Origin of the sequence: Phaeobacter sp. JH20_08 (genome assembly GCF_048056635.1) — a bacterium.
Classification (GTDB): domain Bacteria; phylum Pseudomonadota; class Alphaproteobacteria; order Rhodobacterales; family Rhodobacteraceae; genus Phaeobacter; species Phaeobacter bryozoorum.
Window position 1 is genome coordinate 68,009 of record NZ_JAYMVV010000002.1, and the last position, 21,853, is coordinate 89,861.

Genomic DNA, 21,853 nt, shown 5'->3' on the forward strand with positions numbered 1-21,853 from the left:
GAGTTCACAAATGCAGTTACTTGCGATTGATTTAGGCAAACAGTCGTTTCACGTCCACGGGATCACTGATGAGGGCGAGGTGATCTCGAAGAAGGTGACCCGCTCAAAGCTCGAAGCCGCCGTTCAGGAACTTTCCCCGGAAACCGTCGCCATGGAGGCTTGCGCTAGCGCTCATCATTGGGGCCGACAGTTCGAGGCCCTGGGGTATTTCGTGCGCCTTATTCATCCGCGGTTCGTAATGCCGTTTGTCAAAGGCTCCAAGAATGACGCCGTTGATGCCGAGGCGATCTATGAGGCTGCACAGCGCCCGACTATGCGATTTGTCCCAGTGAAGACGACTGAGCAACAGGATTTGCAGATGCTGCACCGAACACGCGACCGGCTCATTACACAGCGGACCGGATTGATTAATCACATTCGCGGCCTTCTGGGGGAGTATGGCGTTGTCATTCCAGTCGGTGCCTTTCGGTTCCGAAAGGATATCAGAAATGCCGTCGCTGAGGCCAAGTTGTCGGTTCTGGCAACAGAGAACTTCAACGCGCTCATCGCAGAATTCGAAGCGTTGGACACACGCGTCGCCGAGCTCGACCGTAAACTGGTTGCGATTTGCCGAACCGATGAGCGATGCAAACGTCTGGCTACGCTTCCCGGGGTCGGCCCAGTAATAGCCACCGCATTGATCGCTGCCGTTGATGACGGCCGGCACTTCTCGTCTGGCCGGGCACTCGCGGCATGGATCGGTCTGGTTCCCAGACAATATACGACGGGAGGCAAACCTCGGCTTGGTGGCATAGGCAAACGAGGTAACCAATACCTCCGGCGCCAACTCATCCACGGTGCCCGGTCCGTCCTGATCAGGATCGCCAACCGTAACGATCAACGTGCCAGATGGGCGCAGGGCTTGCTGGCACGCGCAGGCCACAACAAAACGCTCGTGGCAATCGCCAACAAGACAGCTCGCATTGCCTGGGCGGTGTTGCGGAGTGGAGAAAGCTACAAAACCGCGTAACAGGTAACGCGGAAAGCTTCGGCTTCCAAGAATGCGAGGTGATATAACGATGGTGTAACGGCAAGGGCCGCCAATTCACAGCCTGTAAGGAGTGATGGCCAGAAAAGGCCGGTCATCTTAGAAGGCAATGAAATCAGCGGATCCCATCGAGGCCAGGAGCACAGGTGCTTCAATCAAAGGCCGGATAGATTCACGCATCCAATGCCGTTGAAGCTATCGCGAAAAACACCTTGCGCAGGGGGCGTCCATAGATCCACTCCTTGGTGGTTACGATGTGCCAGAAACCCTCTCTTATCAAATCGCCCTAAACTGTCCCATTGGCGCTGACGTCAGACAAATTTGGAATTCTTGAAAGGTGGCCTTTGAATAGCAGTAGGCGGTGAATGAAGAAGGCAATTTCGGCCCATACCTGCCGTTGACCACAGCACCTGAATGCTGCGGTCGCAGCCCGCATTGCGGACATTCGAGCAGGTCGCAGCATTTGACCGTAGATGGATGACCGGACCGCGGGACAATGCCGTCAATGACCTGTTCCTGACCAATGGCCGGTTCTGTCAGATCGTGACAGCCTCCCGACATATGCCGCTCTTCATCCACGATGTGTGGGACTAGCAGTGGCCTGGAGCTACATCTACTGCCCAGCATAGACAACGTTAAAGACAACTGACAAAGTTCTCGAAACCACAGTGGGAAGGTCGGCGCGTGAGTTTCGAAGTTTGGATGACGTTTGTTCTGGCAAGCTCGGCATTAATGCTCGTACCGGGGCCCGCGATGTTGTTTATGATCGGGATCGCTTTGAACGATGGCTTGACCAAAGCTTTCACCGCGCTTCCTGGCCTTGCACTTGGGTTGGTGGTCTCGATCACCATCTCCCTATTAGGAGCTGGTGCTGTCTTGCTGGCCTCAGCACAACTATTCACTGTGCTAAAGTTGGCTGGCGCGGGATATTTGATCTTTCTTGGAGTGCGTTTATGGATGTCCGACCCCGGTGATCCATCAGTTTCAAATGATAATGCAAAACCTCAGAAAAGCCTTTATTGGCCCGCCTTTGTTGTTGCGGTCCTAAACCCGAAAGCATTGATTTTCTACATCGCATTCTTGCCACAGTTTGTGGATGGAACGGCGGCAGCATTACCTCAATTCACTATTTTAGGGGCTACATTCTGTGTCGTTGCTCTGATGGCGGCGATTGTGAGTGCCTTTGCCGGTAGTGGCTTACGCCGTGGAGCAAAGAGCAACAAAACACTTGCTATCCTCAATCGATGCGGAGCAGGTGCAATGGTTGCGTCAGGTGTGCTAACTGCTTCCTCTGCACGCAATTAGCGCGGCATATTGGATCTGTCTTATTGATTGGCTTCTATGCGGAGTGCAGCATCGGTCTTATTGGGCTCCGTCCTGGCCTTCGCAGTGTGTTTCACGAACGTCCGCTGCTCATCCGTCGTTCACTCTACCGGCCTCGAAATGGCACTCAGCGGACAAAGTGAGCTTCGCTGCATGTGGGCGAAGGGTAAGCGGTGCGCCGTTCCCACACTTTCGAGCTGATGCCTGATCTGCGATTCAGAGGCTTCTTTGTTTGTTAGGGAGTTTCTCGATGGGAGCTATAAGCGAGTTTCTGGCAATGGTGCCGCGCCGGGCGGATGGCAAGCGGAATTGGCCTCCGGAGTTGAAGGCCCGGATCGTGGCTGAGACGTTGATTGAAGGCGAGACGGTCAATGCGGTTGCGAAGCGGTATGAGTTGATCCCCAGCACAGTGTCGGATTGGCGGCGGCTGGCGCGGCAGGGCAAGTTGGTCCTGCCGAATTTGGAGGGCATGGATTTTGTACCTGTTGAGATTGAGACGCCTGCGTCAGTTCCCGAGCCTCTGGCGGTGACATCCTCCAGCACCATTGATGTGATCAAGGGCGATGTCACCGTTCGTCTTGATGCGGCGACGCCAGCGGCGCGGATCGGCGAGATCGCGCGGACTTTGGCGACGTGATCACGCCATCCCACAAGGTGCGGATTTTTGTGGCCAGTGATCCGGTGGACTTCCGCAAAGGCCATGACGGGCTGGCTGCCCTGGTGCAGAGCCACCTGCGGCAAAAACCTTTCGATGGATCGGTCTATGTGTTTCGCGCCAAGCGGGCGGATCGGCTGAAGCTGATCTATTGGGACGGCAGCGGGCTCGTGATGGCGTACAAACGGCTCAAAGATAACAGCTTCACATGGCCCGCGATCAAGAACGGGGTGATGCGCCTGGAACTTGCCCAGTTCGAGGCGCTGTTTGCAGGTCTGGATTGGCGACGCGTGCGCCCTTTGGAGGTGGCGGCTCCGGCTGCGGCGGAGTGACTCATGGGGTCGTTTGCGCGGGCCATCCCGCCCTTGTTTTGTTATGAGATCGGTCATGAGTACCCCTGATGATCTGCCCAATGACATTGCCGAATTGAAGGCGATCATCCGTACGCAACAGGATCAGAATGCGCGGCTTGAGGCCCTGGTTGCCTCCTTCAAGAAAGCATTGTTCGGGGCCAAATCCGAGAAAATCGATCCAGCCCAATACGAGCTGGAACTCGAAGACATCGAGACCGCCATCGCGCAGGCCGAAGCCGAGATCGATGCCGATGAGCGCACTGCGCCCGTGCGGCTAGTAAAACCGCGCCAGACCAACCGGAGGTCACTGCCCAAACATCTGGAGCGGGTGGAAGTGGTCATTGAGCCCGAGCTGTCCTGTGCCTGCGGGGCCGATCGTCACGTCATTGGCGAAGATGTCAGCGAGCGGCTGGATATTGTCCCCGCCCAGTTCCGGGTGAGCGTCACCCGCCGCCCCAAATATGCCTGCCGGTCCTGCGAAGGTGGGATCACCCAAGCCCCGGCACCCGCTCACATCATCGCAGGCGGCATGCCGACTGAGGCAACGCTGGCTCATGTGCTGGTCTCCAAATACGCCGATCACCTGCCGCTTTATCGGCAGGCGCAAATCTACAGCCGCCAGGGGATCGATCTGGATCGCTCAACCCTGGCCGCGTGGGTCGGCAAATCGGCATTCGAATTGACCCCTGTCTATGAGGCGCTGATGGACGATCTGAAACGCTCCACAAAGCTCTTCATGGATGAAACACCTGCACCGGTCCTGGCACCGGGGTGCAAACGCACCAAAACCGGCTACTTCTGGGCCCTTGCCCGCGATGACCGGCCATGGGGCGGTGAAGACCCACCCGGCGTGGCCTTTACCTATGCGCCCGGTCGGTCTGGCCAGCACGCGGACAATATCTTGAAAGGCTTCAACGGCACTTTGCAGGTTGATGGATACGCAGGCTATAACCGCTTGCTCAAACGCCCTACACAGGATGTGGTGCTGGCCTATTGCTGGGCACACGCGCGGCGAAAATTGCATGATGTCACCCAGTCTGGTGCGGCCCCGATTGCACAGGAAGGCCTGGCTCAAATCCAGGCGCTCTATCGCATAGAAAAAGATCTACGTGGCCTCACTGCAGACCAACGCCGTGCCGCGCGGCAGGAACGTTCAAAACCCATTATCGACGTATTCGAACTATGGCTCGCGCAAAACCGCGCCCGTGTCTCCGCCAAATCGCCGACCGGGGAGGCTCTGAAATACATCGCGAAATACTGGGAGGGCTTGTGCCGGTTCATTGGCGATGGCCGCATCGAAGTCGACAATAATCCTGTCGAGCGTACGATCCGACCCATTGCCCTCAACCGCAAAAACGCACTCTTCGCGGGCCACGATGCAGGTGCACAAAACTGGGCCGTCATCGCCTCCCTGATCGAGACCTGCAAACTCAACGGGATTGAGCCCCACGGCTATCTGTCCGCCGTCCTGAAAGCCATTGCTGGCGGGCACAAACAAACGGACATCAAAGAGTTGCTGCCTTGGAACTACGCCAAACCCGTGTGAACGGCGCACCGCTTACATTTAGACTACAGTTGCCAAAATCATTTGCCGTCGGGAGTGACGAACTCCCGCAATCAATAGACTAATTCTTATTTCAGGCGAGTGTCCAGCGTGCCTTTCTCCCACCCGCCATCAGTTGGTTCAAATCCGATGTCCGCAATGCAGGCTGCGACCCCAGCACTCGATGACAGGGGGGACGTCAACTTTGGGCCGTCACCGTCGTCCAAGTCGACCCAGTCTCGCCAGTTGCGCCAGCATTTTTGACCCCGAGTCTGCGGATCCTGTGCCTCCTGCGGAACCCGTCTGCCCCATCCCTTGCCGAACAGGCATCTGCTGCACACCGAAGAACTGCCGCGCTCTGAGGGCTGCATATTCCGCACCGCTTGCCCCACCGATCAGGTAGCGATTGTAGGCCTGCTGGCTGCCCATTGCGGCGCGGGCAAAGCTGTAGCCGCCGCCGAGACCACCGGAGAGGGCGGGCATCATGATATTTCCGGAGATCGCGCGGACGATGAAGGGCGTGGCAATGATGAAGCCCTTGGCCATGAGCACCATCATGAAGAAGGGAATGAGCGCGCCGATGTTTGAGGCTCCCTCCGGGTCGCCGAGTTCGCCTATGAGGGCAGAGGAGACGCCCGTGATTGTCGCGAACACACCGGCCACGACTATGGGGTAGAGCGCGAAGGAGACCAGCGCCGACAGCCAGCGCGCGAAATAGTCCTTGGTGACCTCGAAGAGGGTGAGGAAAATCATCACTGGCGCAATCCCGATCAGAAGCGCGATCATCAGGCGGGAGGCCACGAGGATAAAGGCGGCCAGCCCGCCGAGGATCGAGAGTAAGAGGACCCCGACAATGTCGAGCATGGCCCCTGCCATCCAGTTCAGCTCGGACCCGGCGGCGTTGAGATAGTCCCCTAGTTCCGCGATCAGCCGATCGAATTCTTCTGCAAAGGTGCCAGAGGGACCCGGGGTTCCGCCACCGACCGAGGCGACAAGCGCCCCCGCAATGCTGTCGATGCCGGCCAGGATGGCGGAGGAGAGGGCATTGAACTGCACCCAGTTGGTCGCGAATATCCCGATGAGCCCGATCTTGACCGCGAGCCAAAACGCCGTGCGCCCGTCCATCGCCTTGTACTGGTATATCATGTTCAGGAAGACGAGGATCACCACCAGAGTTGTTCCCAGCACCAAAAGCGTGCCGACTGTCGCCGCGACGGACCCGAACTGGGTTTCGGCGGCGGTGTCGAGATAGCCCTGGGAGGTTTCAACGAAATAGGTGACGACGCTCATAACGGGGCTGCCTTACCAATTGCCTGCGGTTTCGCAGATGGCTTTAGCCTCAAGGCGAACGTCGTTGGCGCGCTGATTGTAGGCGTCGGATGCTTCCAGCATTTTCCAGCGTTCGTCACTCGCGTGCTGCTCATGAAACTCCGCCTCGGCAGCGTCCCAAGACGGGAACCGGATTTCACAGTCACAGCTTTCGGTCTCGACGATGCGCTCGAGGTTTTGGGCGCGGTAGATGTCCTGGACAAGCACGCGCTGATAGGCTTGGCGCAGGGGGATCTCCTGCATCCACTTGGGTTCAGCGGGCCGGTCTGGACAGACGTCGAAACTGCGCTCGTGGGTCGGCACCAGATTGCGCTCAGCGAAGGCGGGTGCCGACGTAAGGCCCAGGACCAGCGCAATCAGTGCGAGGGTACAGCCCGCCTGCCTCATGCCGTAGCTCCGGCGGGTGTGGTCTCACGCTTCAGGAAGACCGTGTGTCCCACATTGGCGAATTCCGAGGAGCTGATCGACACCACATCCCAGCCTTTCGCACCTTTGGCATTCAGGCTGGCCTGCATGACGGCAAGGCTGGTCTTACGCGTCATGGGAAAGGACAGGATATCGTATTCAAAGGTCTTCATGGGGAAGCTCCGATCTCGGGTGCGCCGGGGAGGTAGAATTCGGTGATGCCGCGCCTGCCGTCATGGCGACCGGCCTGGATGATCACGTCGATGGAGTTCTCGATGTATTGGATCATGTCGGTATAGGTCATCGGGATCTCGGTCTTGAGGGCTGCAATGGCCAGACGCTGCACGGCCAGTTGCGGGGTTTCGGCATGGAGCGTGGTCATGGACCCGCCATGGCCGGTGTTGATCGCCTCGAGGAAGGTCATCGCTTCCATACCGCGCACCTCGCCGAGGATGATCCGGTCAGGCCGCAAGCGCAGCGTTGCGGTGAGCAGCACATCGGCGGTCTGGAATTCCGCGTCACGATTGGCGATGAGGGTCACGGCATTTGGCTGGGTCGGCAGAAGCTCGGCGGCTTCTTCGATGGTGACGATGCGTTCCTCAGACGGCACATGGGAGAGGATCTTTCGCGCAGCGACTGTCTTGCCGGTCGAGGTGCCGCCCGAGACGATCATGTTGAGCTTGTTCTCGACACAGAAGGCGAGGGCGTCATCGATCAAACCGGAGGCCACGACCTCGCGCAGCTCGCGGGTTTTCTCGAGGCGCAGCTCTTCGAGCTTGCGTTCCTTACCGAAGAGAAAGTCGAGTTCGATGCCCTTGAGCGGTAGGCTGGAGAAGAACCGCAAGCTGATCGACATGGCCGAGAGCACGGCGGGCGGGGTGATGACCTGTGCCCGGATTGGGCGATCCCGATAGGTGATCGAGACCGAGACGATGGGGCGGTCCTTGCTCAGGGTGGTATTGGCGGAGGAGGCGATCTGGTTGCCGAGGTCCTTCACGTCGGTTGCGGTCAGCATCTGGTCCAGTTTCCGCATGAAGTGATCGCCCTGGAATTCGCCCCAACAGGTCCCGTCGGGGTTGATGCAGATCTCGATGACATCGTCGTGGGCGGCGGCGTCGATCCGGTCGAGGGAGGTTTCGAGATAGCTTAGTGACATGGGCTCAGAATATCTCCAGATCGCGATCGACCATGACCGTGACGCGGGCGCCCTGGTCGACATAGATGACGGGGCCGATTGAGAGATAGTCGCCGATGACGCTGTCCGTCGCATCTGCCAGATCATCGCCCACGTCTTCCAGCACGTCCGCGGCGGTTTCGTCCTGCACGTTTGCGGCGGCAGCACTTGGCGCGGCGGAAATTAGCGAGATCAGTGCCGCCGAGCCGAAGCGTTCATCAAAGCGGGTGTCGACAAAGCCGGTCATACCTGAGCGACCCAACTCATCACCCCCGAAGGAGCTGATCTGGATGGTTTGATTATCGGGCAGGATGATCCGGTCCCAGGCGATGGTGACGCGGCGCTGCGCGATATCGACGCCAGAGCGATAGCGCCCGATGAGACGGGATCCGCGCGGGATCAGGAGGCGCGAACCATCGAAGCTGAACACATCTTCGGAAACAACAGCCCGCGTCTGGCCGGGCAGGGAGCTGTCGAGGGCAGTTTCCATGACGGCCTGGATCATCGTGCCCTGGATGATCGTGTTGGAGGGATTGGCGATGACCTCGGCCTGCGTCACGGACGTGGGCAGCGCGCCGTTCAACACGAAATCCGTCACCTCGCCAAAGGTGCGTTCGGCCAGAGCCGTCTCATTTGCGCTCGAGGTGCCGCCAAAGGCGATGGTGGGCGAAGTGATGCGGCGCTCCTGAAACGCGCGCTCCTCAGCCGCACGGCGTTCAAGTTCCGCGAGCCTTCGGGCTTCCTCTTCTCGGCGGAGCCGTTCTTCTTCCCGCGCGCGCAATTCGTCCTCTGTGGGGCCGACGGGTGCGGGGAGGGGGCGGTTGGCTTCGAGCTGTGCGAGTTCAAGATCCATGCGGAGTTGCTCAAGGCTGCGATCCCGCGCCGTCAGTTCGTCCTGGAATCGTTGCTGTGCGGCTTCCGAGGCGGCTTGCAGCTCCGCGATTTGAGCGGTCAGCGCGTCGATCGCCTCTGCGGCGGCGGTGTCTTCCTCGACGACCGGTTCAGGGGCGTTGCGCAATTCCTCGATCTGGGCCTGCAGCGCGGTGATCTGCGCCAAAAGCTCAGCATTGGGCTCGACCGGATCGGGTGCGACGAACACAACCTCGGGCTCGGGCGGGGGCAAGGTCTCGATGGCGCCGAACCCGTCGCCTTCGTTCTGGAACACGTCCGGCGTGGCCGTGTGCAGGGCTTCCTCCTCTTCGGGTTGGGATATGAGGTAGAGCAAGGCACCGCCCGCGCCGATCACGAGGACGACGACCAATGCGAGCAGCTGTGAGCGCCGTGGGGCAGGGGGCGCACTTGGGCCTTTGCCATGTTCGAGGGCGGCGAGGCGTTTTTCGAGGTCTGCGTTTCCGGTAGCACTCATGATCCCACCCCCGCAGGCGGAGTGGCCTCGATACAGACCACCTCCTCCCCGATCCGCAGCACCCATTGCCTGTTCACGCCTGAAACCCGGATCACGCCGTCCTCGGTGGCTTGCGTGTTGACCGTGCGCTCACGGCCATTGGCGTAGCGGAAGATCGCAGGCACCGGCGCGTTCCGCGGAAATTCGAAATACGTGAAGGTCCCGTCATCCCAGACACGGGTGGGGGTGAACTCGGTCCGCGCACTGGCACCGTAATTATAGTTCGGCGCTTGGGCCGCGATGGCACGCGTGGGCCGTGTATTGTCATCGGGGTAACGGAACTGCACCACGTAGAAGGTTGGGCTGCGGGTCTCCTGGACGTTGAAATAATAGCTGCGCCGGTTGGTATAGACGGTCACGTTGGTATGGACGCCGCGTGCAACGGGCTTGATCGCGAAGGCCTGCCCGCCCGGCACGCCGTCGATCTCGAAGCCCTCTGTGTCGCCAGCGATGATCGAGCGGATGCTTTCACCTTCGCCGAACTCGATGGTCGTCACATGGGTGAGCGACACGCTGAGACGGTAGACCTGACCTTCTTGATATGTTGCCAGCCGAACCCGACTGTCGTTGGGGCCGCCACGCGGGATAGCTTCGGCGAACGCAAAGAGCGGCAGTAGGGCAAATAAGCCAGAAACAAGGAACTTACTGATCAAACTAATTCTCCAATCTGTCGGAGCGGATGGAATATTCGAGGACCGTGAAGCCGAAGGGGTTGGTCCAGACCTCATCTATGGAGCGGCGGGTCTCGGGGCGGAACTCGAAGAGAAGCGTGGCGGTGAAGAGGCCTGTCTGGACACCATTGAGGGATGTCAGGCGCTTGCGCAGGCGAATGGTGGCGCGGTTTGTGCCGATCCGGTTGATGCTGAGGATTTCGACATCAAGCCTGGCATTGGGGCCATAGACCGTCGGCGGATAATTCTCGTTGGCGCTGTTCCAGATCTGGCGCAGCCCGCTCTCGGCAGCTCCGTCCGAGCGGCGCAGGACGCTGCGGATGCGCAGATCGTTGTCTAGCTGGTTGTAGACCTCCCGGTCGGTCACATAGCGGAAGACTTCCGCCTCGATGATCGCCTGGTTGGCGGTCACCGAGGAGGCGCCCACCGAGGCTTCGGGGAGTGCAAAGCCGGTGGCGGGATCATAGGGCACGACCACAGGCGGCGGATCAACATCGAGGATCGAGACAGCCGCGGCGCTCAGACAGCCGATGACACCGAAGACCAGGCCGATCAGGCCAAGGCGTTGCCAGAGCAGTTCGCGGCGCAAGGCACCGTAGACCAGTTCTTCCTCGATGATTTCTTGTTCACTCGCCACCATTCATGCCCCCACGATTACTCGGCCCGAAGGTCCGGCAAGGTGAAATCCATGAAGCGCTGTTCTTCGGCGATGGTGGCGGCATCGATGACGCCGCCGGTGCCATCGCCCACGGTCTGCACGGCCTCAAGCTGCCACATGGCGACCAGGGCGATGGCGAGCTCCGCCGTCACGCGGGTATTGAGATCGACGCTTTCCTTCAGCTCGTCCATGTCATCGATGAGCCCAACGAGCCGGTCGACACGTTCCAGCGACTGGCCGGCATCCTCATAGCTGTTCTGGGCAGCGGCCGAGACGAGCGCGCCGGTGGTGGCCTGCGTCGCCACGCGGTTGGCCCCGGGATTGCCGCTGGTGGCCATTTCCGAGAGGGTGTCATCGTCAAATCCGAGGTCGGCCAGTACCCGGTCCATTTGGGTTTCGATCTCGCCTGCGCCGGAGCCCGAGAGGCCCGAAAAATCCCCCGTCTTGATGGCCTCAATCGTCGCAAGGATGTCGCCGAACTCCTGATCGAGCAGGCCATTTAGCTCGTCTTCCATTTCCGTGCGGATGATCTCCGGCAGTTCGGCAAGACGGGTGAGCGCCTCATAGGTTCTTTGCAGTTCCGCGAGTTGATCCGTGAGAAGGCCGAGCTGTTCGCGGAGCTGCGTCAGCTGCTCGTTTTGCAGAATCTCGTCTTCGATCATCTGCCGGAGCTGCTGGATGTTCTGCGCGATGTTCTGGGTATCGACGACCGGCACGCCTTGCGCGAGGGCAGGGGAGAGAGCTCCCAGATGCAGGCCAATCCCAAGCGTTGTGGCCAAGGCAGTTCTCAGAAACTTCCGTCCCATCAGTCAATCTCCCTGATCGTGAATTCCATGAACGCGCCCTCTGCCATTCGGGCGCTGGCCTGGGCCAACTCCTCAGCAGAGAGGACGCGGGTGCGTGCCGCCTGAATTCGAATACGCGCGGCGACAAAGCGCACGAGTTCGGCGCGGGCATAGGTGTTGAGCGCGACGCTCTCCTGCACATCCTCGGTTTCGGAAATCCGTTCGACGATATCGCGGATGCGCAGGGCCGCCTGCCGGATCGCGGCGGGTGAGTTGCTGCCATAAAAGGCCGCGCCGTGGCCGGTGATCGAGAGGTTGGCGTTGGCCAGAAGCGCGGGATCGATCGTTCCGAGCGCTTCGATCCCGCCGATGCGGCTCAGATAGAGATTGTAGCGTTCAGGGATGACTGACACGTAGTGCTGGGTCTCGCGGAAGGGTGGCACGCCGCCATACTCGAAAACCCGGCCGGGTCCGGCGTTATAGGCCGCGAGGGCGTTGATGATGTTGCCATCGAAGGTGTTCAGCTGTGTTGCGAGATAGCGCGCGCCGCCATGCACCTGCAGGTAGGGGCTGTCGTAATATTCCGGGTTGATCCCGAGATCGCTGGCTGTGCCGGGCATGATCTGGGTGAGGCCGAAGGCCCCGACGGGCGAGCGCGCGCCGATGGTAAAGCGGCTTTCCTGCCAGATGAGCGCCTGCAGGAGGGCCCGCCATTGGACGGGGGAGAGACCCGCGCGGCCAACTCCCGCAAAGCCGCTGGTTTCCTGGGCGATGCGGATGATGAGCTGCTCGATGCTTTCTGCCGCATCCCCGAACATCTGTGCGCCGCCGGGATTGGGGTCGATCTCGGCATTGCCGTAGACCGCTTCGACGGAACGGGCTGGATCGCCGCTGCCGCTTTCCAGCCCAGAGACCATCGCCGGCAAGCCCTGACCGCCGAAGCTGGTCTGGGCATCGAGGATGCGTTGCAGGGTTTCCAGCTGCTCCCGTTCGATCTCGGCGATGAGTTCGCGCACTGCAAGTTTTTCGGCCTGAACAGCCAAGTCTGCCTCGCGATCGCCGGTCTCGACGATGTCACGCGCGGTCAGCCCACTGTCATTGGTCGGCACGCCTTGAGACAAGGCGAGACCGGGCAGCAGGCAAAGTGCCAGGATATGAGGCAGGCTAGACTTCAATGTCGCCCTCCGGCGCATCTAGAGGCGTAAAGGTGCAATCAGGCGCGACAGGTGCCGTGGACGCGAGGAATGTGAAGCAGTTCGCCTGCGGTTCCTGGTACTGGGCGCAGGAGGCCAAAGCGCCGAGCGCGGTGAGAAGAAACAGGGTACGAATCATGAAAGCCTCCAAAAGTCTGGGCGGTCGCGGTAATCGGCGCCCACGAGCGCCTCGCCTTTTTCCATGCCGCCGAGGATGGTGAGATTGGGCCCGAGGGCGCTCAGATCGGCATCGACGACAATCGAGCCCTGGTCGTCGCGGATGAGCGCAAGGCGGCTGTCGCTGCCCGTGTTGAGAAGCACATCGAGTTCCTTCTCATAGAGGTTCAGCATCGCGTAATCCGCTGCATTGGCGCGAATATTGGGAAGCAGAATCTGCGTCGGTACGGCCTCGACGATGGTCTTGCCGGTCCGGGTGCGCTCGAGCTGGCTGGCGTATTGCGTCATCATCACAGCGACGGTGTTCTGTTTGCGTGCGGTCACGAGCCAGTTCGACAGCCGCTCGGCGAAATACGCGTTGTCGAGCGCCTTCCAGGCCTCGTCGATGACGATGATGGTGGGGCGGCGGTCCTCGATTTCGCGCTCGACCCGGCGGAAGAGATAGGAGAGGACCGCCATCCGCTCCTTGTCGGCCTCGCTGTCGAGAATACCGGTGAGATCGAAGCCCACCACATCGCCTTTCAGCGAGAACGTGTCTTCCAGGGTCTGTCCGAAGATCCAGCCGTAGCGACCGTCTTCGGTCCACTCGAGCAGGCGCTGGTGCAGATCGCCACCATCATCGGTCGATACGAACAGCGATGCGAAATCCCGCCAGTTCCGCAGGGCCGGATTGGTGGCCTGGGCATTCTGGCGCACGACCTCCTGGATGCGGTTGGTCTGCGCCGGGGTCAGGGGCTTGTCGGCGCGGTAGAGCAGGGTTGTGAGCCAGTCCGAGAGCCAGGCGGTGCCGCGCGCATCGGTCTCTGTCCAGAGCGGGTTGAGACCCGTGGGCTGGCCGGCGTTCAGGGAGGCGTAGCGCCCGCCATTGGCGCGCACCGCCATCTCCATGCCTAGACGGTAATCGAAGACGAAGATCCGGGCGCCCGCGCGACGGGCCTGGGTCATCAGAAAGGCTGACAGCACCGATTTGCCGGACCCGGGCCGCCCCATGATCAGGGTATGGCCGCTGGTCGGTTCTTTGTCGGGCGATCCCTGCTCGTGATAGGAAAACCGATAGGCGCTCTGCTCCGGCGTGGGCAAATATGTGACGACCCGGCCCCAGGGGGTAAGTGCTGCAGGTTTGCCGAGCTGTGTCCGGTGGAAGGCCGCAAAATCCGCGAAGTTGCGGTTGGTGACGGCGCTGGCGCGGACGCGCTTTGGCTGGTTGCCGGGGTGCTGGCTGAGGTAATGCGCCTTGGCCGCGACCCGCTCGCCAATCATCTTCACGCCTTCGGCGGCGGCGGCGTTGACGATCTCGGCGCTGAGCGTTTGCAATTCATCCAGCGTATCGCAGAAGATCGTCACGACCATATGGTGTTCGCCAAAGCTCTGGCGCTTGGCCTCGAGATCATCGGCGGCGATGTCGAGGGCTTCCATGAGCGAAAGGGCGGCGTCCTGGCTGGCCTGCATCTGCCGCTTTTGCCGCTTGATGCGGCCCGCCATGAGGTTCGAATTGATCGGCGTGAAGGAATGCGTGACGATCATGTCGACCGGCAGGTTCAGCATGTCGAACATAGTGCAGGAGGTGGCCTCGGAGTATTCGCCGATGGTGAAACTCTTGCCGTAGCGATGTCCCACGACGCCTTCGGAGAGCTCGAAGTGATCTCCGTGAAACGTCACCCGGGTATTGGCAATGTTGAAGGACAGGAAGCCGTAGGTGTTTGCCGGATAGAGCGGCAGTTCCGTTCCCGTGTTGAGCGCCCCCAGAAACCCGATCAACTCGCCACTCTTGGCCGTGAGCACGCGCGGATTCAATTCCGTCAGGCCTGACAGGAAGACACTCACGGCCTCGCCAAGACGGCGCAGGCGCTTCTCGGTTGCTTCCTTGAGGCGATCCGGCGCGCTTCGGTTCAGGAAGGGCAGGACGCTTTTCGGAGGCGGGCGATGGATCACCGTGAGGGTCAGGGTCTTGTCGCGCAAACCGCTTGAGGCGAGTTTCGCGCGCCAAAGCCGATCCACCTCGCCCGCAAAACTGTCGTCGCGCACGAGCTCGAGGTCCGGCGTGATCGCCTTGGAGACCTTATGGACGTAGTAGCTGAACTCCGGTCCCAGTTGCGCGATGATCCGGGCAAAAAGCGCCGTCACCTTGTCGAGATAGGCGTCATCCGTCGTGTAGCTGTTGACCCCGTCGAGCCGGATGCACTGGAAAAGCTCGTTCACGCGCGTGCGAACGGTGCGGTCATCGACCAGGCTGACGTAAGGCAGCATATGCGCGAGGCGGGTTTCGCGGGCATACCAGTCCGGCGTCATCGTGCGGAGATCAAGGGCAGCATCACGGGGCATAGCTGTCACCGCCGTGGAAAGACCGGTTCCGCGTCGGCGGGGTTTCCTGCAGCGCCGTCATCATCACGTCGATGAAGCGCGGATCCCAATCCGCGGCCTTCCAAAGCACGGGATAGAGCGGGGCGGCCACGCCCAGCACGGCAATGTGCTGGACCCAGACAAAGAGCAGCACCGAACCGAAGAGCCAGACCATCGCGTACATGATGGGCAGGCCCAGGAGCTTCGGCGGGCGCACGAGGCCCAGAAAGAGGGGCGAGCGCTCAGCCACCGGCAAAGACCGCGGCCACGATCGTGGGAGCGGCGGCAACGCCAGCAATGCCGACAAGAACCCAAAGCGCTTGGCGCAGATCGATGATGTTGAAGAACCAGCTCAGGAAGACGCCCAGCACGGCCAGCGTCGCGATGACAACGCCAAGCGGACCGGTCAGCGCATCGACAATGCCCTGCAACAAGCTCTGGATCGGGGAGAGATCGATGCTTTGAGCAAGCGCAGGCTCTGCGACGAGCAGGAAGAGAGCGAGCGACGCAATAAACAGGTTAGATATGTGCTTCATGAATTTGATCCTTCCAATCGGGCCACGACGGCCATGACACGGGTCACATGGTTCTGGGTTTCTCTGTAGGGGGGAATGCCGCCGTACTGGCGGACCGCATCCGGTCCGGCGTTGTAGGCTGCGAGCGCGAGCCGCGGATCGCCGAATGCCTCCAGCATCATCGCGAGGTAGCGGGCGGAACCGTCTAGGTTCTGAATAGGATCACGCGGGTCGACACCGAGGTCGCGCGCCGTCGCTGGCATCAATTGACCAAGGCCAATGGCGCCTGCACTCGAGACCGCATCCTGCCGGTAGGCGCTCTCCACCTCGATATTGGCCCGGTAGAGGGTTAGCCAATCGCGAACCGAGAGCTCCGCGCCGCGTAGCCCGGGATGCCCGGCATAGCGAAAGGCGGTGGCCTCGATGGCAGTGAGGATATCGGCGCGGGGTACGGGCGCAGGCCGTGAGAGGGCTGCCAATTGGATGTCGTCTGGCTCACCATCCCGTTCGCCAAAGATTGCCAGATCATCGGCCGCTGAACCTTGTCCAATGCCGTCATTGTAATTGCGGGCAAAGCTGTCCTGGGAGCGGGATGGGGTCAGAGAGCCGTCGCTCTCCATGACCAGCACCATCTGCGCGGAGGCGGGACCCACGAGATAACAGAAAAGGAGAAGGCTACTTGCTGCCGTCCTTGTCGGTTTTAGCCAGCTTGTGCGTCGTCCGCTGGCCTTCTTCGAGCGGGACATCGGCATGGGAGAAGCCGATCCCGATGAGGAAGGACACCACGCCCGTGATGGTTTTGAATTCGCGGATCTTGATGTCGTTATAGGTCGTCCGGGTGCGCGCAGTGACGAGGAGTTTTTCCACGCCCTCGTCAGAGACCACACGCATGATCCAGACCCCATAATAGCTGGGGCCCTTCTTATGTGCCGACTCCTGGCACAGGATTTCAGCGCTATAGCCGCTTTCCACGAGTTCGCGGAAACGTGCTTCCGTAACCACATTTGGTGCTTCGATGTCCCAGTTCATGGCCCGGCTCACGCTTTCTTCAAACGCGCAACGCCCGGGCATTCCCACTTGAAGCCCAGAGTTACGATAGTATATTATTAACCGCAAGATATAATGCGGCAGATACGGCTGTATCTCGGTTACTCAAACTCTAGGCACGGCCATTGGCGTCTATCAAGGAAAATAGGGGTTTCAGAAACCTGAGGTTGAGCCGATGGGTGGGCATGCAGTCTGTAGCACTGCTTTTGCTCGTTCCGGCTGCAAGCCAGGCGGAAACCTGTCTCGCCCCGTCCCGGCCCTTCGTGCCAAGCGATTCGCAAGCGGCCAGGGACTATGCTGACATCATCCGCCAAGACTTCGAGGCCTATATCACAGGCATTCAGGACTACTTCCGCTGCCTCGAGCTGGAGCGTGCGCGTGCTTTCGAGGAAGCCCGCGAAGTCAGTCAGGACTATGGTCGGTTTCTTGAACTGGTGGGGGATTGATGGGCCTCTGGGCATGCACCAGACTTGCATCCCTTGGAAACCAGACGCCGATAACACCCTCAAATATCTACTTTTTAGATAACAGATTTCATCCGCTAGCGACGTCACAAAAGGTATGTGACGCGTGGCGAAAACAATCTGGAGTACCGGGCATCTGGCCCTTTGTCGGTCTTTGGTCGAGGCTCGAAATAGAGCGGGTCTGGGGCAAAAGGATTTGGCGGACAGGCTCGACTGTCATCAATCGCTCGTGGCGCGCATTGAAAGTGGCCAGCGACGGATCGACGTCGTCGAGTTCATCGTATTGTCCCGAGCGCTTGGCTTCGACTTATCCGAGGTTCTGGCGATCGTCGAAGCCGCCACGGAGCCCGACCACAAGATTTGAGAGCAAAGAAATTTTCGGGGCGAACCGCGTTGGATGCCCCCTCGTGAGATCAGCTACCTCAAGAAAGAGCAGTTAGCCAACATCCAACACGTGCGGCCTACGGCGCGAGTGAGCGCCTTATGACACCATGCCGCAAATTCAGCGCCACAGTGCAGGAAGTCAGTAAACAGTGAACGAGGATAACGGTGAAGGCGTCGCGATCGCCAATCTGATCGGGACCGATGGGTGCAGCATTGTTGGTTGGGTTTATCGCTGGAGTATAGGCACGCATGCGGTGATGTGGGACATCCAGGGACCCCAGCCGGTATCGGAAATCCGGCCGGATATCAGTGATGAACAGAAACAGGAACTCGACTTCGATGCACTCACGCGGATCGGAAGAGGCGACGGTGGATAGGCTTGTCGGGTAGCAGCCAGCACATTTGGATGGAAGTGGTCCGCTAGCACACCGGACATTGGAGAAGATGGCAGCGAAGGTCGGCAAAGAGCCCATTGTACCCAATGCTGCACTTCGTATTTATGAGCGAGAACCGCGCATTGCTGCCGTTTGCCATCGCTAAGGCGACCCACAACCGACGTTCATTACAATCGCAATGAATTGCGGCTCTATTCCAACCTGTACCTTCCAAGTTGCTTTGGTCGCAAGCCGTGTCCGAAGAGCATCGCCTCAATCAACTCGGATCCCTGAAATCCAACATATTGCCCACGCCGTGAGTTGAGCATCTTTCGATGCATCAGTCACTCTGAACAGAGTCCTAAGCCCAATCTTGCCCAACTTGGCTTCAAGTCCGTGAAGCTTCGAACGCTGCCCAAGCTTTCTCGAACGCGTCGAAGTCAAAACCGTCGGCACGGGCGGGATCCAGAACCTGCTTTTCGGTGTCGAGCAGCTTGTGGATCGCGTCTTCGAGCATCGGCATGACCTCGGGCGGGATGACCAAGGCACCATGGCGGTCGGCATGGACCAGATCACCGTCGCGCACTTTCATGCCGAAGATCTCGACCTTAGTGCCGATCTCTTTCACATGGACGAAACCGTGCGACGGGCCAATCGAGCCCGCAACTACGGGGAAGCCTTCGGGCAGATCGCCGAGGTCGCGCATCACGCCGTTGGTCAGTGCGCCTGAGATGCCGAATCCTTTGTGGACTGTCGTGTTGATCTCGCCCCAATAGGCCCCGATGGCGTGGGGATAGTCCAAGTCCTCGACCACCGTGACGGCCGGGCGCGGGCCTTCGGACATGTGGCGGTAGTAGTTCATGCGCCGCTCTCTGATAACTTCGGGCGCTTCTTCGGGCGGGTTCACTGCGGCGATTTTCGCGGTCCGCGCATAGCCCACCATTGCCCCACCATCGGGGTCAGAACACAGCATGGTACCGCGGGTGAAGGAGATGAAGCCGCGTTTGCCTTGGGCCACTTCGATGGCATTGCAAACTGTGGGCGTGTCGACTTTTTGCAGAAGGGCAAGTAGGGATGGGGTCATAGGGCCTCCAACCAGCGGGACAGGGCCGCTGTGGTTTCTTGGGGTTGTTCCAGCGTGGGCAGGTGGCCCGCGTCTTCGATGATCTCAAGCGTGCTGTGGGGCATGAGGTCATACATCAGTTCATGGCGTGAGACAGGGCACAGCGTGTCATCCCGCCCGCACAGCACAAGCGCGGGGCCAGTGAAGGCGCGCAGCGTATCCGTCTGGTCGGGGCGATCGCGCAGGGCTTTGGACTGATTCACAAACACCTCTGCCCCCAGATCCGTCGCCATCGCCATGCACAGGTCCAGAATGGCCCCGCGATTGGGTCCATCGGTCAGGTAGTTCGGCTTCATTTCATCCCGCATCACACGGCGTAGCTCGCCGTTTTCAGCGGCAGCGATCTGAGGGGCGCGGCGGGCTTTCACCTCGTCCTTCTCGGCCAAGGGGTTGGTGTCCATCAGGGCGATCCCGACCACGCGTTCGGGGGCTTGGCGCAGGACCTCCATCGCCAGAATGCCGCCCATCGACAGACCCGCCATGGCGAAGCGCGGCGGCGCGTAGCGCAGCACATCCCCGGCCAGCGCGGACATGTTGTCATGCGCGCCCATCGGCATGATCATCAGGCGAGTGCGCCCGGACAGCGCGTCGATCTGCGGCCCAAACAGGCGCGCGTCGCACATCATGCCAGGCAGCAGGATCAGAGGCGTCATTTGACCAATCTCGCCCCATCGGACAGTGATTTCAGCTTGGCGTAGGCAATGTCGGGGTCAACCGCGCCGAATCCCGCAAATGTCCCAAAGCCGCAATCCGACCCGGCAATCACACGGTCTGCACCCACGATGTCGACAAAGCGCGTGATGCGTTCGGCGACCAGTTCTGGGTGTTCCACGAAGTTGGTTGTCGTATCGACCACGCCCGGCACCAGCACCTTATCATCCGGGATGTCCCCCTTGCGGTCGCGGAAGGTGGTCCATTCGTGACCGTGGCGCGGGTTTGAGGTTTCAAACAGCACATAGCGCGATTTGGTTGCCATCAGCGTATCGAACATTTTGGACATGGGAATGTCGCAGCAATGCGGGCCTTCATAGTTGCCCCAGCAGATATGTACGCGCACCTTGTCAGCAGGCACGTCGGACAGCGCGTGGTTCAGCGCCTCGACATGCATATTGGCGACCTTGATGAACTCTTCATCCGACAAGTCAGTAAACAGCATGTGGCGCGACAGGGCCAGATCGGGGCAGTCTAGTTGCAGGTCCAGACCCGAGGCAACGATGGTCTCGTATTCCGCCTTCATCGCGTCGGCGAGCGCGGCCAGATAGGCCTCGCGGTTCTTATAATAATCGTTCTGCAGAAACAGAGAGATCACACCGGGCGAGGCCGCATTCATAAAGCCCCGCTCCGCGCCATGTTCGGCCATCGCAGCCTTCAGATTGGCGATGTCCTTTTCCAGCTCGCCCTGCCCTTTTGACGTGACCTCGCCCACGCACATGGGGCGTGCATACTGGGGCGTGCCACCGTCGTCTGCCAAGCGCTTCAGAAATCCGGGGAACATCTTCAGATCGGCGGGGGCATTGCGCGGGCTATCGCCTGCAAAGCCAGTGTAGCGGTCCTTCACATAGGTCGCATAGGAGATCTTCGAGGTCTCTCCATCGGACACGATGTCGACCCCGGCCTCGACCTGTTTGCGTACGGTGTCCGACACCGCAGCGGTCATGCAGGCGTCGAACGCGGCTTGGTTGAACGGTTGTTCATTCTCACGGGCGAAGATGAAATCGACCACATCCTGCGAGCGTGGGAGGGAGCCCACATGGGTCGTTTTGATACGTGTCATATTGGGGCTCCTTCCCATTGGTTTCAGATCAATTGCCGGTCCAGGTGGCACCTGCCGGATCATCCGTGGCGGTGATGCGGTACAGCCCCGCCTCGCCCGTCATGGACGGTGCTGCCGAGTAGCTCTCGCCGGGCAAAACCAGAACGGTGTCACCGTTGGACACGGTGGTGATCACGTCATTCACCGACACGCGCCAGTGGCCACGTGCGGGCATCAGGACCACCGGTTGGTCGGCGGTGATCGCCTCGGTCTGGGCCGAGCCACGCGCCAGGAACTCGACCTCGAACCCCGGTTTATCCTTGATGACGGCATCTTCGCCGATGACCTTCGCAGGCGCTTTGGCCGCAAGGGCCGCCAGATCCCAGTAACGGGCAACATAGTGGCCGATCACTGCGTCGACGGGCACCTCGGGATAGTCCTTCAGCTGCTCGTCGGTCAGCAGCGGCATCTGGGCCACGTTATGGGGCAACTCCTCGCCCTTTTTGCTGTCATAGAGCACGCCGTTTTCGCCCAGCATCAAGCCGTGCGCCTGAGCATCTTGGATGACATGCGGGGCCCAAGTCACGCCACCGCCCGCATCATCACCGCCAAGGATCGACATGATCATTCCATAATCAACGCCCACGTTCTCAAACCCACGGAAGATGCCGGTTGGAATGTTGAAGATGTCGCCTTCCTCGGCAATGAACTCGCCAGCGGTGCCGTGCAGGCCCCAGAAGAAGCGCCAGCGGCCTTTGGCCACGAAAAACACCTCGGCGGTGGTGTGGCTGTGCAAGCTGTTGCGGCATTTCGGAGGCTGCCCTGCCGCGCCAATGTTGAAGCCAACCTTGTCCGTGATGTGGACATGTTGGTCGGGGCTTTCCGACACGCCGCCGCCGATGATGGTGAAGTTTTCCTTCTGGTCCGAGCCCGGTGTGTGGGCGTCGATGAAGGCGGTTTTACAGGGTTGCAGTTCGCCGTAACGAACGATGCGGGATTGGATGGTGCTCATATCTTTGGTCCTTTCATGTGCTGAGATTTGGGGGGCAAATCTCAGCTCCGGGCGGGCGATTGTTCAGCCGCCGTGCCCGCAAGGCTGCTCGAAAGCAGTGGAACCTACGGGTCGCCTGACTGGCATCCAGATATGAAATCCGG

The 21,853-nt window shown here is 60.2% G+C and carries 27 protein-coding genes; 8 read left to right on the forward strand and 19 right to left on the reverse strand.

What is annotated here, in order from left to right:
- The first annotated feature begins 10 nt into the window (after positions 1–10).
- From VWY75_RS01370 to tnpC, 5 genes are all read left to right on the forward strand, one after another.
- Positions 11–1,009 (forward strand): IS110 family transposase, encoded by a 999-nt coding sequence (locus VWY75_RS01370; protein ID WP_416538521.1) that lies wholly within the window; start codon positions 11–13, stop codon positions 1,007–1,009.
- Positions 1,010–1,711: 702 nt separating this feature from the next.
- The gene (locus tag VWY75_RS01375; protein ID WP_416541593.1) at positions 1,712–2,332 is read left to right on the forward strand and encodes a LysE family translocator; all 621 of its coding nucleotides are present in this window, start codon (positions 1,712–1,714) and stop codon (positions 2,330–2,332) included.
- Positions 2,333–2,600: 268 nt separating this feature from the next.
- Entirely contained in the window at positions 2,601–2,987 is a 387-nt protein-coding gene (locus VWY75_RS01380) for a transposase (RefSeq protein ID WP_416538523.1), read from the forward strand.
- The gene (gene tnpB, locus VWY75_RS01385) at positions 2,984–3,337 is read left to right on the forward strand and encodes an IS66 family insertion sequence element accessory protein TnpB (protein WP_416538524.1); all 354 of its coding nucleotides are present in this window, start codon (positions 2,984–2,986) and stop codon (positions 3,335–3,337) included. The genes VWY75_RS01380 and tnpB overlap by 4 nt, the downstream gene beginning before the upstream one ends.
- 55 nt (positions 3,338–3,392) lie before the next feature.
- Positions 3,393–4,904 carry an IS66 family transposase gene (gene tnpC / locus VWY75_RS01390; protein ID WP_416538525.1) on the forward strand — a complete coding sequence of 504 codons (1,512 nt, stop codon included), beginning with the start codon at positions 3,393–3,395 and terminating at the stop codon, positions 4,902–4,904.
- Positions 4,905–5,114: 210 nt separating this feature from the next.
- Here the strand turns inward: tnpC and VWY75_RS01395 are convergent, their stop codons facing one another.
- From VWY75_RS01395 to VWY75_RS01465, 15 genes are read right to left on the reverse strand one after another with little or no spacing between them, the layout of a single operon-like run.
- Positions 5,115–6,191 (reverse strand): type IV secretion system protein, encoded by a 1,077-nt coding sequence (locus VWY75_RS01395; RefSeq protein ID WP_102859897.1) that lies wholly within the window; start codon positions 6,189–6,191, stop codon positions 5,115–5,117.
- Positions 6,192–6,203: 12 nt separating this feature from the next.
- On the reverse strand, positions 6,204–6,617 hold the full coding sequence (locus VWY75_RS01400) for a hypothetical protein (protein ID WP_416538526.1): 414 nt from the start codon (positions 6,615–6,617) through the stop codon (positions 6,204–6,206).
- Positions 6,614–6,808, reverse strand: a complete 195-nt coding sequence (locus tag VWY75_RS01405; protein ID WP_416538527.1) for a hypothetical protein — start codon at positions 6,806–6,808, stop codon at positions 6,614–6,616. The genes VWY75_RS01400 and VWY75_RS01405 overlap by 4 nt, the downstream gene beginning before the upstream one ends.
- Complete coding sequence (locus VWY75_RS01410; RefSeq protein ID WP_416538528.1) at positions 6,805–7,791, reverse strand: ATPase, T2SS/T4P/T4SS family; 987 nt, start codon at positions 7,789–7,791, stop codon at positions 6,805–6,807. Before VWY75_RS01410 ends, VWY75_RS01405 begins: the two co-directional genes overlap by 4 nt.
- A 4-nt stretch (positions 7,792–7,795) precedes the next feature.
- Positions 7,796–9,175 carry a TrbI/VirB10 family protein gene (locus tag VWY75_RS01415; RefSeq protein WP_416538529.1) on the reverse strand — a complete coding sequence of 460 codons (1,380 nt, stop codon included), beginning with the start codon at positions 9,173–9,175 and terminating at the stop codon, positions 7,796–7,798.
- Entirely contained in the window at positions 9,172–9,867 is a 696-nt protein-coding gene (locus tag VWY75_RS01420) for a TrbG/VirB9 family P-type conjugative transfer protein (protein ID WP_416538530.1), read from the reverse strand. The genes VWY75_RS01415 and VWY75_RS01420 overlap by 4 nt, the downstream gene beginning before the upstream one ends.
- Before the next feature lies 1 nt (position 9,868).
- Positions 9,869–10,525 (reverse strand): virB8 family protein, encoded by a 657-nt coding sequence (locus VWY75_RS01425; protein WP_416538531.1) that lies wholly within the window; start codon positions 10,523–10,525, stop codon positions 9,869–9,871.
- A 14-nt stretch (positions 10,526–10,539) separates the two neighbouring features.
- Positions 10,540–11,349 carry a type IV secretion system protein gene (locus VWY75_RS01430; protein ID WP_416538532.1) on the reverse strand — a complete coding sequence of 270 codons (810 nt, stop codon included), beginning with the start codon at positions 11,347–11,349 and terminating at the stop codon, positions 10,540–10,542.
- Positions 11,349–12,437, reverse strand: coding sequence for a lytic transglycosylase domain-containing protein (locus VWY75_RS01435; RefSeq protein ID WP_416538599.1), 1,089 nt, complete (start codon positions 12,435–12,437; stop codon positions 11,349–11,351). Before VWY75_RS01435 ends, VWY75_RS01430 begins: the two co-directional genes overlap by 1 nt.
- A gap of 55 nt (positions 12,438–12,492) precedes the next feature.
- Positions 12,493–12,660, reverse strand: coding sequence for a hypothetical protein (locus VWY75_RS01440; protein WP_162841715.1), 168 nt, complete (start codon positions 12,658–12,660; stop codon positions 12,493–12,495).
- Positions 12,657–15,020 (reverse strand): type IV secretion system protein B4, encoded by a 2,364-nt coding sequence (locus VWY75_RS01445; protein WP_416538533.1) that lies wholly within the window; start codon positions 15,018–15,020, stop codon positions 12,657–12,659. The genes VWY75_RS01440 and VWY75_RS01445 overlap by 4 nt, the downstream gene beginning before the upstream one ends.
- The gene (locus tag VWY75_RS01450) at positions 15,010–15,288 is read right to left on the reverse strand and encodes a type IV secretion system protein VirB3 (RefSeq protein WP_416538534.1); all 279 of its coding nucleotides are present in this window, start codon (positions 15,286–15,288) and stop codon (positions 15,010–15,012) included. Before VWY75_RS01450 ends, VWY75_RS01445 begins: the two co-directional genes overlap by 11 nt.
- A complete protein-coding gene (locus VWY75_RS01455) occupies positions 15,281–15,574 on the reverse strand; it encodes a TrbC/VirB2 family protein (RefSeq protein WP_035252599.1) in 294 nt (97 codons plus the stop codon). Before VWY75_RS01455 ends, VWY75_RS01450 begins: the two co-directional genes overlap by 8 nt.
- The gene (locus VWY75_RS01460; protein ID WP_416538600.1) at positions 15,571–16,185 is read right to left on the reverse strand and encodes a lytic transglycosylase domain-containing protein; all 615 of its coding nucleotides are present in this window, start codon (positions 16,183–16,185) and stop codon (positions 15,571–15,573) included. The genes VWY75_RS01455 and VWY75_RS01460 overlap by 4 nt, the downstream gene beginning before the upstream one ends.
- A gap of 43 nt (positions 16,186–16,228) precedes the next feature.
- Complete coding sequence (locus tag VWY75_RS01465) at positions 16,229–16,582, reverse strand: hypothetical protein (RefSeq protein WP_416538535.1); 354 nt, start codon at positions 16,580–16,582, stop codon at positions 16,229–16,231.
- A gap of 203 nt (positions 16,583–16,785) precedes the next feature.
- Here VWY75_RS01465 and VWY75_RS01470 point away from each other — a divergent pair, with 203 nt between their 5' ends.
- The 3 genes from VWY75_RS01470 (at position 16,786) to VWY75_RS01480 (ending at position 17,825) form a co-directional block, all read left to right on the forward strand.
- Entirely contained in the window at positions 16,786–17,046 is a 261-nt protein-coding gene (locus tag VWY75_RS01470) for a hypothetical protein (RefSeq protein WP_416538536.1), read from the forward strand.
- A gap of 124 nt (positions 17,047–17,170) precedes the next feature.
- Positions 17,171–17,428 carry a helix-turn-helix domain-containing protein gene (locus VWY75_RS01475; protein WP_416538537.1) on the forward strand — a complete coding sequence of 86 codons (258 nt, stop codon included), beginning with the start codon at positions 17,171–17,173 and terminating at the stop codon, positions 17,426–17,428.
- Between the two features lie 169 nt (positions 17,429–17,597).
- Entirely contained in the window at positions 17,598–17,825 is a 228-nt protein-coding gene (locus VWY75_RS01480; protein ID WP_416538538.1) for a hypothetical protein, read from the forward strand.
- Positions 17,826–18,210: 385 nt separating this feature from the next.
- On the opposite strand, the gene VWY75_RS01485 is transcribed toward VWY75_RS01480, so the two are convergent.
- From VWY75_RS01485 to VWY75_RS01500, 4 genes are read right to left on the reverse strand one after another with little or no spacing between them, the layout of a single operon-like run.
- Positions 18,211–18,906, reverse strand: a complete 696-nt coding sequence (locus VWY75_RS01485) for an RraA family protein (protein ID WP_416538539.1) — start codon at positions 18,904–18,906, stop codon at positions 18,211–18,213.
- Positions 18,903–19,598: an alpha/beta fold hydrolase gene (locus tag VWY75_RS01490; protein WP_416538540.1), complete on the reverse strand. Its 696-nt coding sequence runs from the start codon at positions 19,596–19,598 to the stop codon at positions 18,903–18,905. Before VWY75_RS01490 ends, VWY75_RS01485 begins: the two co-directional genes overlap by 4 nt.
- Complete coding sequence (locus VWY75_RS01495) at positions 19,595–20,719, reverse strand: cobalamin-independent methionine synthase II family protein (RefSeq protein ID WP_416538541.1); 1,125 nt, start codon at positions 20,717–20,719, stop codon at positions 19,595–19,597. The genes VWY75_RS01490 and VWY75_RS01495 overlap by 4 nt, the downstream gene beginning before the upstream one ends.
- A 28-nt stretch (positions 20,720–20,747) precedes the next feature.
- Positions 20,748–21,710 carry a cupin gene (locus VWY75_RS01500; protein ID WP_416538542.1) on the reverse strand — a complete coding sequence of 321 codons (963 nt, stop codon included), beginning with the start codon at positions 21,708–21,710 and terminating at the stop codon, positions 20,748–20,750.
- Between the last annotated feature and the right edge of the window lie 143 nt (positions 21,711–21,853).